Source organism: Nonomuraea montanisoli, assembly GCF_013363975.1.
In the GTDB taxonomy this organism is placed as follows: Bacteria; Actinomycetota; Actinomycetes; order Streptosporangiales; family Streptosporangiaceae; genus Nonomuraea; species Nonomuraea montanisoli.
The window spans coordinates 501,872-516,515 of record NZ_JABWGN010000007.1 but is presented as its reverse complement, the minus strand read 5'-3'; the positions used below and the strand labels follow the sequence as shown (position 1 = coordinate 516,515).

The 14,644-nt window shown below is 68.8% G+C and carries 15 protein-coding genes and 2 CRISPR repeat arrays (1 of these 17 only partly in view); of the genes, 11 read left to right on the top strand and 4 right to left on the bottom strand.

Features of this window, described 5'->3' with window-relative positions; genetic code table 11:
• Positions 1-371: 371 nt before the first annotated feature.
• Positions 372-677, top strand: a complete 306-nt coding sequence (locus HTZ77_RS20760) for a hypothetical protein (RefSeq protein ID WP_175591263.1) — start codon at positions 372-374, stop codon at positions 675-677.
• A 242-nt stretch (positions 678-919) separates the two neighbouring features.
• Here HTZ77_RS20760 and HTZ77_RS20755 read toward each other — a convergent pair whose 3' ends face one another.
• The 4 genes from HTZ77_RS20755 to HTZ77_RS20740 form a co-directional block, all read right to left on the bottom strand.
• The gene (locus HTZ77_RS20755; RefSeq protein ID WP_175591262.1) at positions 920-1,309 is read right to left on the bottom strand and encodes a hypothetical protein; all 390 of its coding nucleotides are present in this window, start codon (positions 1,307-1,309) and stop codon (positions 920-922) included.
• A 118-nt stretch (positions 1,310-1,427) separates the two neighbouring features.
• Positions 1,428-1,748, bottom strand: a complete 321-nt coding sequence (locus HTZ77_RS20750) for a hypothetical protein (protein WP_175591261.1) — start codon at positions 1,746-1,748, stop codon at positions 1,428-1,430.
• A gap of 136 nt (positions 1,749-1,884) precedes the next feature.
• Positions 1,885-2,436, bottom strand: coding sequence for a hypothetical protein (locus tag HTZ77_RS20745; RefSeq protein WP_175591260.1), 552 nt, complete (start codon positions 2,434-2,436; stop codon positions 1,885-1,887).
• The gene (locus HTZ77_RS20740; protein ID WP_175591259.1) at positions 2,433-2,765 is read right to left on the bottom strand and encodes a hypothetical protein; all 333 of its coding nucleotides are present in this window, start codon (positions 2,763-2,765) and stop codon (positions 2,433-2,435) included. Before HTZ77_RS20740 ends, HTZ77_RS20745 begins: the two co-directional genes overlap by 4 nt.
• 134 nt (positions 2,766-2,899) lie before the next feature.
• Between HTZ77_RS20740 and HTZ77_RS20735 the strand changes: the two genes are divergently transcribed.
• From HTZ77_RS20735 to HTZ77_RS48285, 10 genes are all read left to right on the top strand, one after another.
• A complete protein-coding gene (locus HTZ77_RS20735; RefSeq protein WP_175591258.1) occupies positions 2,900-3,073 on the top strand; it encodes a hypothetical protein in 174 nt (57 codons plus the stop codon).
• A gap of 99 nt (positions 3,074-3,172) precedes the next feature.
• Complete coding sequence (locus tag HTZ77_RS20730) at positions 3,173-3,505, top strand: WhiB family transcriptional regulator (protein ID WP_175591257.1); 333 nt, start codon at positions 3,173-3,175, stop codon at positions 3,503-3,505.
• Positions 3,505-3,852, top strand: coding sequence for an RRQRL motif-containing zinc-binding protein (locus HTZ77_RS20725; RefSeq protein ID WP_175591256.1), 348 nt, complete (start codon positions 3,505-3,507; stop codon positions 3,850-3,852). The genes HTZ77_RS20730 and HTZ77_RS20725 overlap by 1 nt, the downstream gene beginning before the upstream one ends.
• Positions 3,849-4,811: a conjugal transfer protein TraI gene (locus HTZ77_RS20720; RefSeq protein WP_175591255.1), complete on the top strand. Its 963-nt coding sequence runs from the start codon at positions 3,849-3,851 to the stop codon at positions 4,809-4,811. The genes HTZ77_RS20725 and HTZ77_RS20720 overlap by 4 nt, the downstream gene beginning before the upstream one ends.
• A 110-nt stretch (positions 4,812-4,921) precedes the next feature.
• Positions 4,922-7,114: a cell division protein FtsK gene (locus HTZ77_RS20715; protein ID WP_205302878.1), complete on the top strand. Its 2,193-nt coding sequence runs from the start codon at positions 4,922-4,924 to the stop codon at positions 7,112-7,114.
• A gap of 142 nt (positions 7,115-7,256) precedes the next feature.
• Positions 7,257-7,508 carry a hypothetical protein gene (locus HTZ77_RS20710; RefSeq protein WP_205302877.1) on the top strand — a complete coding sequence of 84 codons (252 nt, stop codon included), beginning with the start codon at positions 7,257-7,259 and terminating at the stop codon, positions 7,506-7,508.
• Positions 7,509-7,537: 29 nt separating this feature from the next.
• Positions 7,538-8,440: a bifunctional DNA primase/polymerase gene (locus HTZ77_RS20705; RefSeq protein ID WP_175591254.1), complete on the top strand. Its 903-nt coding sequence runs from the start codon at positions 7,538-7,540 to the stop codon at positions 8,438-8,440.
• On the top strand, positions 8,437-10,014 hold the full coding sequence (locus HTZ77_RS20700; RefSeq protein ID WP_175591253.1) for a YfjI family protein: 1,578 nt from the start codon (positions 8,437-8,439) through the stop codon (positions 10,012-10,014). Before HTZ77_RS20705 ends, HTZ77_RS20700 begins: the two co-directional genes overlap by 4 nt.
• Positions 10,015-10,027: 13 nt before the next feature.
• Positions 10,028-10,225, top strand: a complete 198-nt coding sequence (locus HTZ77_RS20695; protein ID WP_175591252.1) for a helix-turn-helix transcriptional regulator — start codon at positions 10,028-10,030, stop codon at positions 10,223-10,225.
• Positions 10,226-10,245: 20 nt separating this feature from the next.
• On the top strand, positions 10,246-11,601 hold the full coding sequence (locus HTZ77_RS48285; RefSeq protein ID WP_175591251.1) for a tyrosine-type recombinase/integrase: 1,356 nt from the start codon (positions 10,246-10,248) through the stop codon (positions 11,599-11,601).
• Between the two features lie 1,061 nt (positions 11,602-12,662).
• Positions 12,663-13,728: direct repeats of the CRISPR family, unit length 29 nt.
• Positions 13,729-14,316: 588 nt separating this feature from the next.
• Positions 14,317-14,644: a CRISPR direct-repeat array (repeat unit 29 nt; unit sequence GTGCTCCCCGCGCACGCGGGGATGGTCCC); it runs 312 nt beyond the window's last position.

The window sequence follows — 14,644 nt, the reverse complement described above, 5'->3', positions numbered from 1 at the left end:
CGTGATCACGGGGCGAGGGCACACGGTGGAGCCACGACGCCGCCCAACCACATTCAGGAGCAATACGTCCACCTGGTTCGGCTGGCGTGGGACCTGCGGTGGGCCGGCCTGGCGGTTTCGGTGGAGCTGCCTCGCGGCGGCGAGCCGTTCGTGGAGCTCCCGAGAGCACGGGGCCCCTTGCACGTGCGGGCCTCGCTACGGAGCGACCGGTGGATCTTCACCTGGGGCCGCGGGCGAGACCACTGGACATACGCCCTCGACCACAACGCCGCCAGCCAGATCGAAAAACTCGCCAGATGAAGTGCCGCGGCCCCCCCCACGTCCACTCATGCACGTTGCACTGTCGCCCGCCACGCAACCGAGAGGCATCCATGGCTGCGAACGACACCACAGACCAGCCGGCCGGACCGGACGCCGAGCTCAGCGCCATGAGGCGAATCTATGAGGACGTCACCCTGACCCTCCAGAGCATGCCCGACCTCCAGCAGGCGTTCATTCAAGCCACACGCCTGGCAGACGACCTTCGCAAGATGGCGGACGACGCCGCGCTGACCCGCGCAAGGGTGGCGGCACAGATTCACGACGCAGAGGCTCTCTCCTTGGCGGCGCTGGCGACGAAACTGGGGATCTCGAAGGCTCGCGCCGATCAGCTACTCAAAGCCGCACGCAACCGCTGACTCACACTGGGAACCGCGGCATACTGCGGAAAAGCGCGGCGGGACTGTCCAGCCGCGCGAACCCGCTCCGAGTAGCCAGCATCGGCGATAGCGCGGTTCCGCGGATTGTGCGGCTGACCGGAACTAGATGATCAATTCCAAGGGATGTCCGCGGAGGGTGTGGGATGGGCGGCGGCCAAAGCCACCGCGAGACGGTCAAGCGGCGGACTGCCGGCCCTGGTTGTCGCGGTGGCAGCGGGCGGTCAGGCGTCAGGGTCGACTTCGGGGTGCGTGAACCGCACGGGCCTGCCCAGCGACCGCGCGTAGGCGATTTCGGCTCGGGTGCTGTCTCCGATGTAGTCGCCGACTACGAGTACCTCATCAGCGAGCCGGATCTTCGCCCGGTGCAGATCGTCGAGTCGAACCTTCAGCGCCTCGGCCTCGACAGGATCGGACCAAAGTTCGTGCGGCGACTTCATGTCACAACCCGGTTTGACGACAATCTTTCCGGCTTTAGTCTCCCGCAGATCGGCCTCGTTCATCTCGGTCATGAAGCGGGTGGAGCCGCAGATCACGACGATACGCGGGAGGCTCAATAGCTGCTTCGCGTCGGCGAGCTTCTCCTCGGGGGTGAGCAGTTGTGGGTATGACACTGGTCCCTCCTGGTGGTGTGGTCCAAGGGGTGCCTGCGGAGCCGAGTAACGAGGGTGTCCAAGATCGTTTTGTGGCGAACGACCCTCTCCCCCACCCTGGGAACGCCCCGCCTCCGGGCTAGACGTCCGCAACGAGGACGACGGTGATCGCCTCGAAGGTGTCCTCTACCGAGGCCCGCAACCTGATCCGGCCTTCACTGTCCGCCTCGTCCGGAAGGGCACTGGCCGCGAGAGCCTCCCGCCACGCCTCGAAGTCGTTACGACGGTCAGTGGCGTTCTCGGCGTCGCACCGCCCGATCAGGGCCGGCTGAGCAGCACTGCCGGCGATGCTCCAACTGATCACCGGCAGCTTCTCGTTGGCGACGCGCCCGAGAAGCTGCTCCAGCACCTTGACGGCCCGCTGCTGCCGATGAAGCCGATCGCGAGATTGTTCTACCACTCGTTCCCCTCCTGCACGCGATCCGGATCTGGACGCGGTATCGCCAACGGAACATCCCCACGTGCGCGGGGAGCAGACGACGTTCGAGCCAGTTGCAGCCCACTCCCCCACGTACGCGGAGCCGCCAGGCGCCGGGCTAACGCGCCTCGACTCCCTCGGGAAGCGTGATCGGCTCCTCGCCGTGCTCGTGGTCGTACATGCCGGCCAGTGCGGGACGGAACAGCGCGAGGTGATCCGGCCACTTGCCACAGAGCGCCGAGCGCGCCGCGGAGTCCGTCTGCAGCAGGAAGCTCAGGTGCCGCAGCCCGTGCATGAGCACGTCGATGTACCGCGGGATCGGGGCCTCCGTCGCCTCGACCGTGATCGGCTTGCCGACCGCGTCCGGGAGGACCGGGCTGATCGGAGCGGCCTTCTGCCACTTGTCCCGCACGAACGCGCCGCAGCCGATCACCGCCACGTACGTGAGGATCACGGCGGTCTCCTCCGCGCGCCAGGACGTGGAGTGCAGGAGCTTGACCCCCTCCGAGGTGTCGTTCGCCTTCAGGAGTTCCGTGACGGCCGTGTGGGGATCGCTGTCCTTCCGGATCGCCTCGGAACGCCATGCGTCGGTCCCGCTGATCAGCCATAGGCCGGCCTCGTCAGCGGAGACCGGCCAGACCTCGACGATGACCTCTGTCCGCTCGTTCAAAAGTTCCCCTCCGTCGCGTTCCCGCGTTGCTCGTTGGCGTCTTTCGCGGTCTTGATGAGCTGCGCTGCTCGCGCCTTCGACACTCCGATGCGGTCAGCCAGGCCGGCCAGCGACATGCGTTCCTGCTCGAAGATGCGGGCCGCCGCCATGGCACGCTGGTCCGCGGAAGCCTCGAACAGCCGCCTCAGCGTCTCCACCAGTTCCGTCGCACCGCTGTACGCCCGGTTGTGGTCGGGATCCGCATTGATCGCAGAGAGTGCCGCATCGAAAGCGTGGTCGAGGTCAGCAAGCGCGGAGAGGACCGCCTCGCTCACGCCTTCCTTAGTCATGGGGGCAAGCGTACGCGCTTCGTCAAGGGGGGACTAGACACGCCGCGTACAGGGGGCCCTTGACGTTCGTGCAGGGGGGACTGTACGGTCTTTCGTGTAGCGCCCCCTACACGGGCAGCCGACCAGGAGGAACCATGCTGATCCCTACGCCCCAGCGCTCCCGCATCGTGCCGACGCTGCTCGTGCTCGGCGTGTTGGTCTTCATCGTCCGCGAGCCGGCGAAGGCCGCCGTCATGGCCTCCCACGGCATGGACGGCCTCATCAACGTCGTCGACGCGCTGGCGACCTTCATCTCGAACCTCAGCTAGATCCGACGTCCACCGTCGAACACAGCGAGGGACGGCCCCTCATCCGCCAAGACAACGAGCCGTCCCTCAGTACTCCCTCGCAGAAGGAGCACCATCATCATGACCTACGGGTCCATCCACTCCAACGGCCATCCCGCTCACCTATCCGTCGAGCAACTGCGGAAGGCACTGCGCGCCAAGGGCGCGACGCCGGTCCCCGAGTGCGCCTACGACCCGGAGCTGCACGTCGGGCCGCGCCGCTCCATTGAGACCGCCGAGCAGCGCGCCGCCCGCGAGCAGGTCGCCCGCGAGGTCTGCGCCGGCTGCCCGACCCGCCGGCTGTGCGAGCTGTACGCGCTGAGGGTCCGGCCCTCCTCGGGCATCTGGGCCGGGCGCGCGGCCACCGAGATCTCCAAGGGCGTTACCGAGCTCGATGAGCTGGAGGTGGCGTGATGAGCAAGTCCAGCGCCCGCTTCCGTGACCCGGCCGGCGAACGGTACGGGTTGCCCAGCTACCCGCTGGGCATGGCGCCGCCGCACCTGCTCACCCGCCGCCAGCTCGACGCCGCCGGGCTGCGTCCCGGCGTGCACGGCGCGCAGGCGCAGGTCCTCTGGCGCACGCGCCGCCGCGGCGCGTGCGTCGTCCGGGCCGCGTACCTGTACGACGTGCGACTCGCTCAGCCCAAGCGCAGTTCGGCGGGCAAGACCGGCCGCAAGTGCCCTGTGTGCCTGACCGTGCCGGGTTACGCCCTGCCTCGCCACCTCGGCACCTGCCTGGACTGCGCTGGGGAGGTCGCATGAGCATCGCCATCCCGGAGCCGTCCCCGGACGATGTCTCCCGCGGACTGACCGCCCTCGAACAGCACCTCGCCGACGTCGCGTCCACGGGTGCGAAGCGCACGGCGGCCAAGCACGACGGCGAGACCAGGCGCGTGCGGCAGTTGCGCGCCGAGGTCGCCGAAGCGCATCTGCTGGCGCGACTGCAGGAGGACGACACCCCGCTGCTCGTCGACAGCCGGCGGGTACGCGAGCGCCGCAAGGCAGCTCAGGAGGCCGCCCGGCTGCACGCGCTGGGGCAGGACCCGGCGATGCGGGCCTGGCAGGCAGCGCGCATGCGTCGCCTGCTGGTGGCCACCGCGCTCGTCGCTCTGGCGCTGGCTCTGGCCTGGTCGACGGCCGGCGTGCAGGCGTTCGCCGCCGACGGTGCCGCGCCGTGGTCACCGGCCTGGTTGTTCGCCTGGCTGGTCGAGCCGTTCATGTCGCTGGCGCTGCTGGTCGTGGTGAGCGCACGGGCTTACCTCGGCGCTAGGGGGGCACCGCTGTCCGACCGCAGGCTGATCCGCATCGAGTGGCTGTTCCTGGGGCTCACGCTGGGCATGAACGCCTGGCCCTACCTGCCCGGCGTCGCCGAGACGTTCAGCCTGTCGCGGCTGGTGCTGCACCTGCTGGGGCCGATCGTCGCGGTGGCCGTCGTCATCGCGCTGCCGATCATCCTGGCCGCGTTCGCGGCACTCGACCACGCGCAGACCAGTACCCCCCATACCTGGTCGTCGTACAGGTCGAACGCGGTTGACCGGTACCCCGGCGGGCGCGGCGACGGCACCGACATCGAGTCCCTGACTTCCCGAGCGCGCCGCCTTATCGCGGCCGGCGAGCTGCCGCCGGACCCCGGCGCGGACAAGATCCGCCGAGCGCTGCGATGCGGCATGGACACCGCCCGTGCCGTACGCGACGCCCTCGCCCGTCCGACCGCCGGCTGACACCGGAAAAGCGATCACTCCAGAGCAGGGCGCGGCCCCAACTCCGCCAAGAACCGTGGCCGCGCCCCGCCACCCCGCCATCAGCAGAACCGACACGAGGTGACCTCATCATGACCCAAGAACACCCGTACGAGTCCGACGACGGGCACAGCGAGCCCGCGGCCGACAGCCAGGGCGGCCAGGTGGTTCCGCTCGACGCGCGGCGCCGCGCCCGCCAGGCCGACGAGGTCGGGCGGGACGACGATGACGACTTCTTCGACCGGGAGACCGTCGCGGTCGAAGGCCGGATCGTCGGCCCGCCGGTGGACCCGCCCGACGACGACGCGGTCCCGCACCGCCTGCGGGCCGGGCAGCAGCGCGCGCCCATCATCCCGACCGCGCTGCGCACCTGGAGCGGCATCCGCGCCATGCTGCTCTGGCAGCTCAAGGACGCCGCCTACGTGGCCGGCTACCACGCCGTTCGCACGCCGAAGTACACGTTCAAGGTGCTGTGGTACGCCCTGCCGGGCCTGTTCGGCACCCTTGTCCGCCTGCTGCACTGGGCGACGGCCGAGGAGGGCAACTGGGCGCTGCGCCAGTACGCCGCCGACCGGAACGATCCCGAGACGTGGCTCAAGCTGGACAAGCAGCGTCAGCGCCAGGCTCGTTGGCGGTGGTTCCTCCTGATGACGGGGAGCATGGCCGTGGCCATCGCATTGCCGGTGTTCTGGTTCTCCGACGTACCGGCATGGGCGCGGATCACCGTGGTCGGGGCCGTACTGCCGCTGCTGGCCCGCGCCGGCCGCCCGGCCGACGCCCCCATCACCGACCGCGTCTCCCAAGGGCCGCGCTACCGCAAGCTCACCGCCGAGCTGGTCCGCCGGGCGTTGTTGTCGTGCGGGCTCGCCGGCATCAACCAGGCCGTGGCCAAGGACCAGCACGCGATCAGTTTCCCGCAGGACATCCACCGCGTGGGGCCCGGACATCTGGCCATCGTGGACCTGCCCTACGGCGTGGAGGCCGCCGACGTCGTCGCCCGGCGCGGCCGGTTGGCCTCGGCGATGCGGCTCCCCCTCGATCAGGTCTGGCCCGAGCCCGGCACAGGCCACCCCGGACGGCTGGCGCTCTGGGTGGGGTACGAGCCTGCCTCCAAGATGAAGCAGCCCGCCTGGCCGCTCCTGAAGGAGGGCAAGGTGGACGTCTTCAAGCCGTTCCCGTTCGCGACCACGCCGCGCATGGAGACGGTCCACGCCGAGCTGATGTTCCGCAACTGGCTGGACGGCGGACAGCCCGGCTCCGGCAAGACCTTCGCCCTGCGCCTCAAGGTCCTGGCCGCTGCACTCGACCCGCGTACCGAGCTGCGCGTCTACGAGCTGAAGGGAGTCGGCGACTTCAAGGTGCTGGAGCCGGTGTGCACCGAGTACGGCAACGGCTTCGACGACGAGACGAAGGCGCGCTGCGCCGCCATGATCGCCTGGCTGTACAAGGAGTGCGAGCGCCGCTCCAAGCGCATCGACCACTACGCCGCGCTCGGCAAGGCACCGGAGAACAAGGTCACGCCCGAGCTGGCGTCGCTGAAGGGCTCCGGCCTGCACCCGCTGATCGTCGCCATCGACGAGATCCAGGAGCTGTTCCTCGACCCGAAGTACGGCAAGGAAGCTGGGGAGATCTGCGAGAAGGTGATCAAGCTGGGCCGCGCCCTGGGCGTGATCCTGCTGATCGGTACTCAGATCCCGGACAAGGACAGCCTGCCGACCGGCATCACTCGCAACGTCAACACCCGCTACTGCATGAGCGTGGCTGACCAGACGGCCAACGACATGATCCTCGGGACCTCGATGTACAAGAACGGCTACCGCGCCACGGTGTTCGAGCCGGTCGTGGACGCAGGGTGGGGCATCCTCACGGGTCTCGGCAAGCCCGCCGCCCGCCGTTCCTTCTACGTCAACAGCAGCGACGCCAAAAAGGTCGTGGCCCGCGCGATGGAGCTGCGCGGCCTGGCTGGCACTCTGCCGGAGCCGGGCACGCAGACCCGCGAGGACGCGCCGACGTTCGACGTGCTGTCCGACCTCGCGGAGATCTGGCCCGCGGGGGAGAGCGCCGCGTGGAACGAGGCGCTGTGCTCACGCCTGGCTGAGCTGCGCCCCACCTTCTACGCCGGCTGGAAGTCCGAACAGCTCACCTCGGCGCTCAAGCCGTACGGCGTCGCGGTCGGGGACATCGGCCGCCGCATCGACGGCAAGGCCGTCACCCGGCGCGGCATCCGCTTCGACGATCTCACTTCCGCCATCGCTGAGCGTAATCGCCGACGCCGCTCCGGCTGACCTGCGGTGAGGTGCTAGCGCTAGCGACCGCACCCGCTAGCGCTAGCAGCCCCGCTAGCACCCCAATCCACGGCCCGATCAGGACGCTAGCACGCTAGCGGCCCTGGCTGACGACACCCAAAAACCGGCCCTGGAGGCTGTCTTGGACCCCGTCGCGCTCACTTCTATCGCCGGCCCATTCGCCCTGATCGTCATCACACTCCGTTATCTCTTCGCCTGCTACGTCCGCCCGTTCGGGCGCTGCCGCAAGTGCAAGGGGGAGCGCCGCATCCGCAATCGGATCGGCCGCGGCTCCCGCTACTGCCGCCGCTGCGACGGCACCGGCCTGCGCCTGCGGTGGGGCCGCCACTTCCTCAACTACGCCCGCCGCATTCACCGCGACGGCACCCGATGACCCCGCCTGCCTCAAGCCGGAGAGCCACCATGCCCAGCGACCTGATCCGTCATGCCCTGGCCGCCGCCGCCCGGGGGTGGCACGTCTTCCCGCTCATTCCTCGCGACAAGCGCCCGCTGCGCGGCTTCACCCACTGGGAACGCCACGCCACCACTGACCCGGAGCGCATCCACAGCATGTGGACGCGCGGCCCGTTCAACATCGGCATCGCCTGCGGCCCCTCTGGCTTGGTGGTGCTCGACGTCGATGTACCGAAGCCAGATGAACCACCACCGCCGGCCTGGGACCTACCCGGGGTCCACGAGGGCGCGGACGTTCTGGCGATGCTCTGCGAGCAGGCCAGACAGCCGTTGCCGCTGGAGACCTTCACCGTGCGGACAAGACGCGGCGGCATGCACCTCTACTTCGCCGCCCCGACCGACGCCGACCTCGGCAACACCGCCGGCCGCCTGGGCTGGAAGATCGACACCCGCGCTCGTGGCGGCTATGTGGTCGGCCCTGGCAGCTTCGTCGACCTGCCGGACGGCAGCGGCCCCTACAGAGTGCTGCACGCTCCACCGCCCGCTGTGCTGCCTGCCTGGCTTGCCGAACGCCTCGCCGCGCCGACACGCACCGTGGAGACCGGCACCTCCACGGGGGCCGTGCTGGCCGCTTGCGGTGGCGACCGCGCCGCCGGCTACGCCTTGACCGCGCTGCGCGGCGAGGTGGAGAACGTCTTGGCCGCTGCGACCGGCACCCGCAACAACACCCTTAACGCCGCTGCTTTCGGTCTTGGCCAGCTTGTCACCGCCGGAATCCTGCCCCGCCACCTGGTGGAGGCGTGCCTGCAGCACGCCGCCGAACTGACCGGCCTAGGCGAGCGCGAGGCGTTCACCACCATCCGCTCGGGACTCGACGCCGGACAGCGCCACCCGCGGAGGGCAGCCGCTTGACGACGCTCAACGGACACGCCTCCACCCGGCGAGCCGCCGACGCCATCCTCGCCGACGTCGGAGCCGCCAACGCTCTGGCAGAACTGCACCAGCAGCCGCCCGTCTGGGAGACGCCGGCCCCGCTCGGCCAGCGCGGAGAGCTGCCGTCGTTCCCGGTGCATGCGCTCCCCTCGTGGATGGCCGAGCACGTGAGCGCGGTCGCCGAGGAGACACAGACTCCCCTCGACCTGGCCGGCTGCGTCGGCCTGGCGGCGCTGTCCACGGCCGCCGGCGGACGAGCGGTGGTCAACGTACGCGGCTCCTGGACCGAGCCGGTCAACCTGTTCGTCCTGGTGGCCATGCCGCCCGGCTCGCGCAAGTCCGCCGTGTTCCGCGCCATGACCACGCCTCTCCTGCACGCCGAGAAGGCGCTGCTCGACCGGATCGGACCACAGATCACCGAGGCCGAGGTGGCACGACGGCTGGCCGTAGACGTGGCCGAGAAAGCCGCCCGTGCGGCAGGCACGGCGCGCGGAGAGGCGGCGCCCGAAGCCATCGCCGAAGCGCAGAGCGCCGCGCTGGCCGTCGAGTCCATCAAGGTACCGGTCAAGCCGCGGCTCCTCGCCGACGACATCACGCCCGAGACAGCCGCCAGCCTGCTCGTCGAGCAAGGCGGACGGCTGGCCGTACTTAGTGCCGAGGGCGGCATCTTCGCCACCCTCGCCGGCCGTTACTCCGGCACACCCAACCTCGACCTGTTCCTCAAAGGCCACGCCGGAGACGCTCTGATCATCGACCGGCGAGGCCGCACCGAACGCGTCGACCACGCCGCCCTCACCATGGGCCTGGCCGTCCAGCCCGAGATCGTCGCCGACATCGCAGGCATGCCCGGCTTCCGTGGCAAGGGCCTGCTCGGCCGCATCCTCTACAGCCTGCCCAAGAGCAACGTCGGCTACCGGCGCATCGACCCACCACCCGTCCCGGAAGACGTCGCCACGCGCTACGACACCAACCTGCAGCAACTCACCATCGCCATGCACGACTGGGACGACCCTGCCCGGCTCGTCCTGTCCACCAAAGCCGCAGAGATCTTCACCGAACAGCGGCGCAGGACCGAGATCCGGCTGCGTCCACACTCCGGCGATCTCGGCCACATCACCGACTGGGCGGGCAAGTTCGACGGCGCCGTCATGCGCATGGCCGGCCTGCTCCACCTCGCCGCCCACATCGACGGCGCCTGGCGACGCCCCATCGAGGCCGACACGGTCAGCGCCGCCATCGCGCTCGGCGAGTACTTCACCGCCCACGCCCTGGCCGCCTTCGACGCCATGGGCGCGGACCCCGACCTCGAAGCCGCCCGCACCGTCCACGCCTGGCTCCAGCGCACCCGCACGGCCCGCTTCACGGTCCGAGAGGCGTTCACCGCGCTCCCGCGCAGCCGCTTCCGCAAGGCCACCGAGCTGGAGGCGCCGCTCGACCTGCTGGAGCAACTCGGCTGGATCCGCCGCGAGCCCGAGCCGCCTCGCACGGGCCCCGGCCGCCGCCCCTCTCCCGCCTACGCCGTACACCCGCACCTCTACCAGCACGGATCTTGAAAGGGAGCCGCTGTTGAACTCGGCAAGCCGCATCGACGAGAAGCTCACCGTCTCCGAGGTCTGCACCGAACTCAAGATCGCGCCCTCGACCTTCTACGACTGGCGCGCCAAGAAGCGCGGGCCCCGCTGCATCACCCTCGCCAACCGGCAGCTCCGCGTACGCCGCTCCGAACTGGACCGCTGGCTCACCGAGCGAGAGGACGCCGTCTGATGGACCGGACCTCGTACAGCGTGCGCTTCTGGAAGATCCAGTCCTACAAAGGCCGGCGGGTCACGACCCACACCGTTCGGTGGGTCGTGGAGGGGCGCGAATGGAAAGAGCCGTTCCGCACCCTGGCCCACGCCGAGAGCTTCCGCGCGCAGCTCATGACCGCCGCTCGGCAGGGAGAAGCTTTCTCCATCGCGACCGGCCGCCCGGTCTCGTGGAAGCGCGAGGAGAACACCCTCACCTGGTTCGCCTTCACGCTCGCGTACGTGGCGGCCAAATGGCCCTACGCCGCCCCCAACCACCGCCGAGGCATCGCCGAGGCCCTGACCGACGCCACCGAGGCTCTCCTGACCAAGGAGAACTCCGCCTTCGACGCCGACACCCGCCGGGCCGCGCTGCGCTGGTCCTACAGCGATCGCGTCCGCGACAATGCCGAACCGCCCGCGAACCTCGCACCGGTGATCCGCTGGCTGGAGACCAACACGGTGCCCATGGTCGCGTTCGACGAGCCGGGCAAGGGCGCGCTCCTCACCCGCGGCGTCCTCGACCGGATCAGCCGCACCAAGGACGGCAGAACCGCCGCCGCGAACACGGCCAACCGCAAGCGCATGTGCCTCAACAACGCCATGCAGTACGCCGTCGAGATCGGTGTCCTGTCCACCAACCCGCTCAAGACAGTGAACTGGACCAAGCCCCGCACCCTCACCACCATCGACCCCCGCGTGGTCATCAACATCCACCAGGCCCGCCGTTTCCTGACGGCTGTCGAACAGCACAGCGAACGCGGCAGACGCATGAAGGCGTTCTTCGGCTGCATGTACTTCGCCGCCCTGCGCCCCGAAGAAGTCGTGGACCTGCGCGCGGAACATCTCATCAGCCTCCCCGAGAACGCCTGGGGCGAGATACGGCTCACCAACGCCGAACCCCGCGCCGGAAGCCGCTGGACCAACAGCGGCAACGTCCGCGAACGACGCGAACTCAAACACCGGGCAGCCGGCGAAACCCGACCCGTCCCCATCCACCCCGAGCTGGGCGCGATGCTCCGCGACCACATCCGCCAGTTCGGCACAGGCCCCGAAGGCCGCATCTTCATAGGCCCACGCGGCGGACTCATGACCGACCGCGCCTACCTCAAGGTCTTCCACGAAGCCAGAGCGAAGGCATTCACCGAAGCAGAGGCCAAGTCACCCCTCATGGACGTCCCCTACGCCCTGCGCCACGCCGCCGTCTCCACCTGGCTCAACGCCGGCGTCCCCGCACCCCAAGTCGCCGAATGGGCAGGCCACAGCGTCAACGTCCTCCTCCGCGTGTACGCCAAATGCATCCACGGACAGCAAGGGGAAGCCATGCGACGCATCTGGGACGCCACCAAGCTCTGAGGCCAGAGCCAGTCGTTTGCGCTATGCGATCAATGAGGGGCCCGCCTTGATGACGAGCCCCTCATTCGGCGAATTCCCACCATTGAAGCAGGCCCCGCATGCGCGGGGAGCACCCTCACTATCCAACTTCCCGTGGGGTCATCCCTACTCATGTAGGGAGCAAGACAGAGACTTGCAGATTACCCTGCACCGCATCGCTCGCCCCGTCTGATACAGGGAGCGCACCCTTCAGCACATGTCAGGTGGCCCCAGGACGCTTCTCGCCCACAATAGTGCTGCGCCACCGGCAGCTCCGCTCGCCAGCAGACTCTGCGGGAGTCCTGCCCCAGACGCGTAAGTCAGCGCGCCCGTGACGCCTCCTATGAGAGCCGCGAACATCAGGAGGACGAATGCCCGCAGGTCGAAGGTGGGGTGGGACTGATTGTTCACGAAGCACCTCTACTCTCGCTTAGCGGCCTACAACTTCCCGTGTTCCTTGGAATGAGAGGACGCTAGCAGCCTTAGAAGAAGATCACTTGCCGCACCCTCGAAACCATGCCGAGTTTGCATGCGATAAGTGACCACATGGGCGCAACGCGACATGAAGCATCAAAACTACATCTAATGCCCAAATCGGCTTTCACTACAGAATGAGGCAGATGAAGATCGCTTTGTATGTCCGCCGATTGCCCTAAACGCCGGCGCTTTCTTCAGCGTTACCAGTTACAGCGATCTCATCAGAAGCCTTTGAGGGACTGAGCAACAGGAGGCTTCGCGATGCGACCGAGCGCGCCAAGCTGAGGCGTTGTGTGCTCCGCAAGAGCACACCTGATCTACGACAAACGGGATCCGGAACGGGATGGCCGCCATAGAGATGTCCGCCAGAGGTCCGGTCTCGTTCGCGACCAGAGTCAGCCTAGGACGGAATCATCGATGAGTCCGGCCTGACCCGACTAAGCCCATAGAGTCGCAGGAAGACGACCGCTCCAACGGCTAAGCGAAGGCTTCTGCCCTGAATGTCCAAGTCTCCGAAACTGCTTCAAGGTGACGTCCGCCGCACACATCACTGCAGGTGAGGAAGAGTGCTCCCCGCGCCCGCGGGGATGGTCCCTCTACCAGCGAGGTGCCAGGAATGTGTATTAGGTGCTCCCCGCGCCCGCGGGGATGGTCCCGACCCCGACTCAGCCGACATCGCCGCCCGCGAGTGCTCCCCGCGCCCGCGGGGATGGTCCCGACCCGGAGCTGTTCTTCCCCTACGGCTACAGGTGCTCCCCGCGCCCGCGGGGATGGTCCCTGCTCGACGACCACCCGGCCGCGCGGTGGTGGGTGCTCCCCGCGCCCGCGGGGATGGTCCCGCACGGCGGACAGTTCCAGGTCGTCCAGGTAGGTGCTCCCCGCGCCCGCGGGGATGGTCCCGACTGAGCGCTGTACCCAGTGGCGCGGAGGATGTGCTCCCCGCGCCCGCGGGGATGGTCCCCCGGTCGCCGACGAGCTGAACTGGCAGGTCGAGTGCTCCCCGCGCCCGCGGGGATGGTCCCAGGCCGCGTGATGGATATCGCGACGTGCCAGTGTGCTCCCCGCGCCCGCGGGGATGGTCCCGGCGTCCAGGTCGAGGTCCCCAAGCCCCCCGTGTGCTCCCCGCGCCCGCGGGGATGGTCGCTGCACCGAGCCCGGGTGGAGGAGGATGTCGTCGTGCTCCCCGCGCCCGCGGGGATGGTCCCAGGCCGCGTGATGGATATCGCGACGTGCCAGTGTGCTCCCCGCGCCCGCGGGGATGGTCCCGGCGTCCAGGTCGAGGTCCCCAAGCCCCCCGTGTGCTCCCCGCGCCCGCGGGGATGGTCGCTGCACCGAGCCCGGGTGGAGGAGGATGTCGTCGTGCTCCCCGCGCCCGCGGGGATGGTCCCAGGCCGCGTGATGGATATCGCGACGTGCCAGTGTGCTCCCCGCGCCCGCGGGGATGGTCCCGGCATCCAGCTCACGCAGGCGTGGTACCCGCTGTGCTCCCCGCGCCCACGGGGATGGTCCCTACCACATCTACAACCTCTACCTGCTGATGTCGTGCTCCCCGCGCCCGCAGGGATGGTCCCGCGGCACTTCCCTACGCGGTGCTCTACCCGGAGTGCTCCCCGCGCCCACGGGGATGATCCTCTGTGGAGCCAGGAGCGATGGAAGCGGGTGCTCCCCGCGCACGTGGGGTGATCCTTTGACAGTGGACCGTCGAGGCGTCTTCGGCCCCCGCTTCCCGCGCTACCACGACTGCTTCGCTCTCCAAAGTATGCTGAGCCCTCCGGGGGCTCAGCATCCTGTGCGCGCCAGAGGACAATCTTCGCCGAGCGTTCCTAGAAGTTGTCTTCCTGGCCGACCAACACGCTTCCGGTCTCCACGGTGTAGCAGTCGCATGAGCCGCATCCGGGAATCATCCAGCCTCCTTGCGTAGGGGTTGGCAACACCTTATGACTCGACCCCAGTACTCCCCCGTGGCCTATGAGGGAGAATGCTGTTTTCAGCTCCGTGGGGCGTGTTAGTCGAGAGCCATGGGCCGAGAGCACGACCCGACGAGGCTGTCCCCTGAGTGCCTGCCCCAAGGAGTCCGCCGGACATACCCTGTCCTAGCCTCCTTGGCACCGATACATAAACTGCTTTCACAGCAACCTGAGGCCCGCAGCCCAAAATGTCCGTTTCTCCAAAAGTGCTCAGAACGGAAGTCTGCCGGTTAGATCGCCGCAGGTCAGGAAGAGTGCTCCCCGCGCACGCGGGGATGGTCCCATCATGGAAGAGTCCCCCTGGAGGGCGAAGCTGTGCTCCCCGCGCACGCGGGGATGGTCCCTCGACGTCGTCGCCGCTCATGGCGACCGGCACGTGCTCCCCGCGCACGCGGGGATGGTCCCAGGCCCGGGTTCGGCCAACTCCGGATAGGAGAGTGCTCCCCGCGCACGCGGGGATGGTCCCGCAGGCGCCTAGCTCGTGAGCGAAATAGTCGGGTGCTCCCCGCGCACGCGGGGATGGTCCCGACACCGCCCAGGTGCTGCTGTCCGGCACGGAGTGCTCCCCGCGCACGCGGGGA

Coding starts and splice junctions, on each gene's coding strand:
- HTZ77_RS20760 (WP_175591263.1), top strand. CDS start 372: ATGGCTGCGAACGACACCACAGACCAGCCGGCCGGACCGGACGCCGAG.
- HTZ77_RS20740 (WP_175591259.1), bottom strand. CDS start 2,765: ATGACTAAGGAAGGCGTGAGCGAGGCGGTCCTCTCCGCGCTTGCTGAC.
- HTZ77_RS20735 (WP_175591258.1), top strand. CDS start 2,900: ATGCTGATCCCTACGCCCCAGCGCTCCCGCATCGTGCCGACGCTGCTC.
- HTZ77_RS20730 (WP_175591257.1), top strand. CDS start 3,173: ATGACCTACGGGTCCATCCACTCCAACGGCCATCCCGCTCACCTATCC.
- HTZ77_RS20725 (WP_175591256.1), top strand. CDS start 3,505: ATGAGCAAGTCCAGCGCCCGCTTCCGTGACCCGGCCGGCGAACGGTAC.
- HTZ77_RS20720 (WP_175591255.1), top strand. CDS start 3,849: ATGAGCATCGCCATCCCGGAGCCGTCCCCGGACGATGTCTCCCGCGGA.
- HTZ77_RS20715 (WP_205302878.1), top strand. CDS start 4,922: ATGACCCAAGAACACCCGTACGAGTCCGACGACGGGCACAGCGAGCCC.
- HTZ77_RS20705 (WP_175591254.1), top strand. CDS start 7,538: ATGCCCAGCGACCTGATCCGTCATGCCCTGGCCGCCGCCGCCCGGGGG.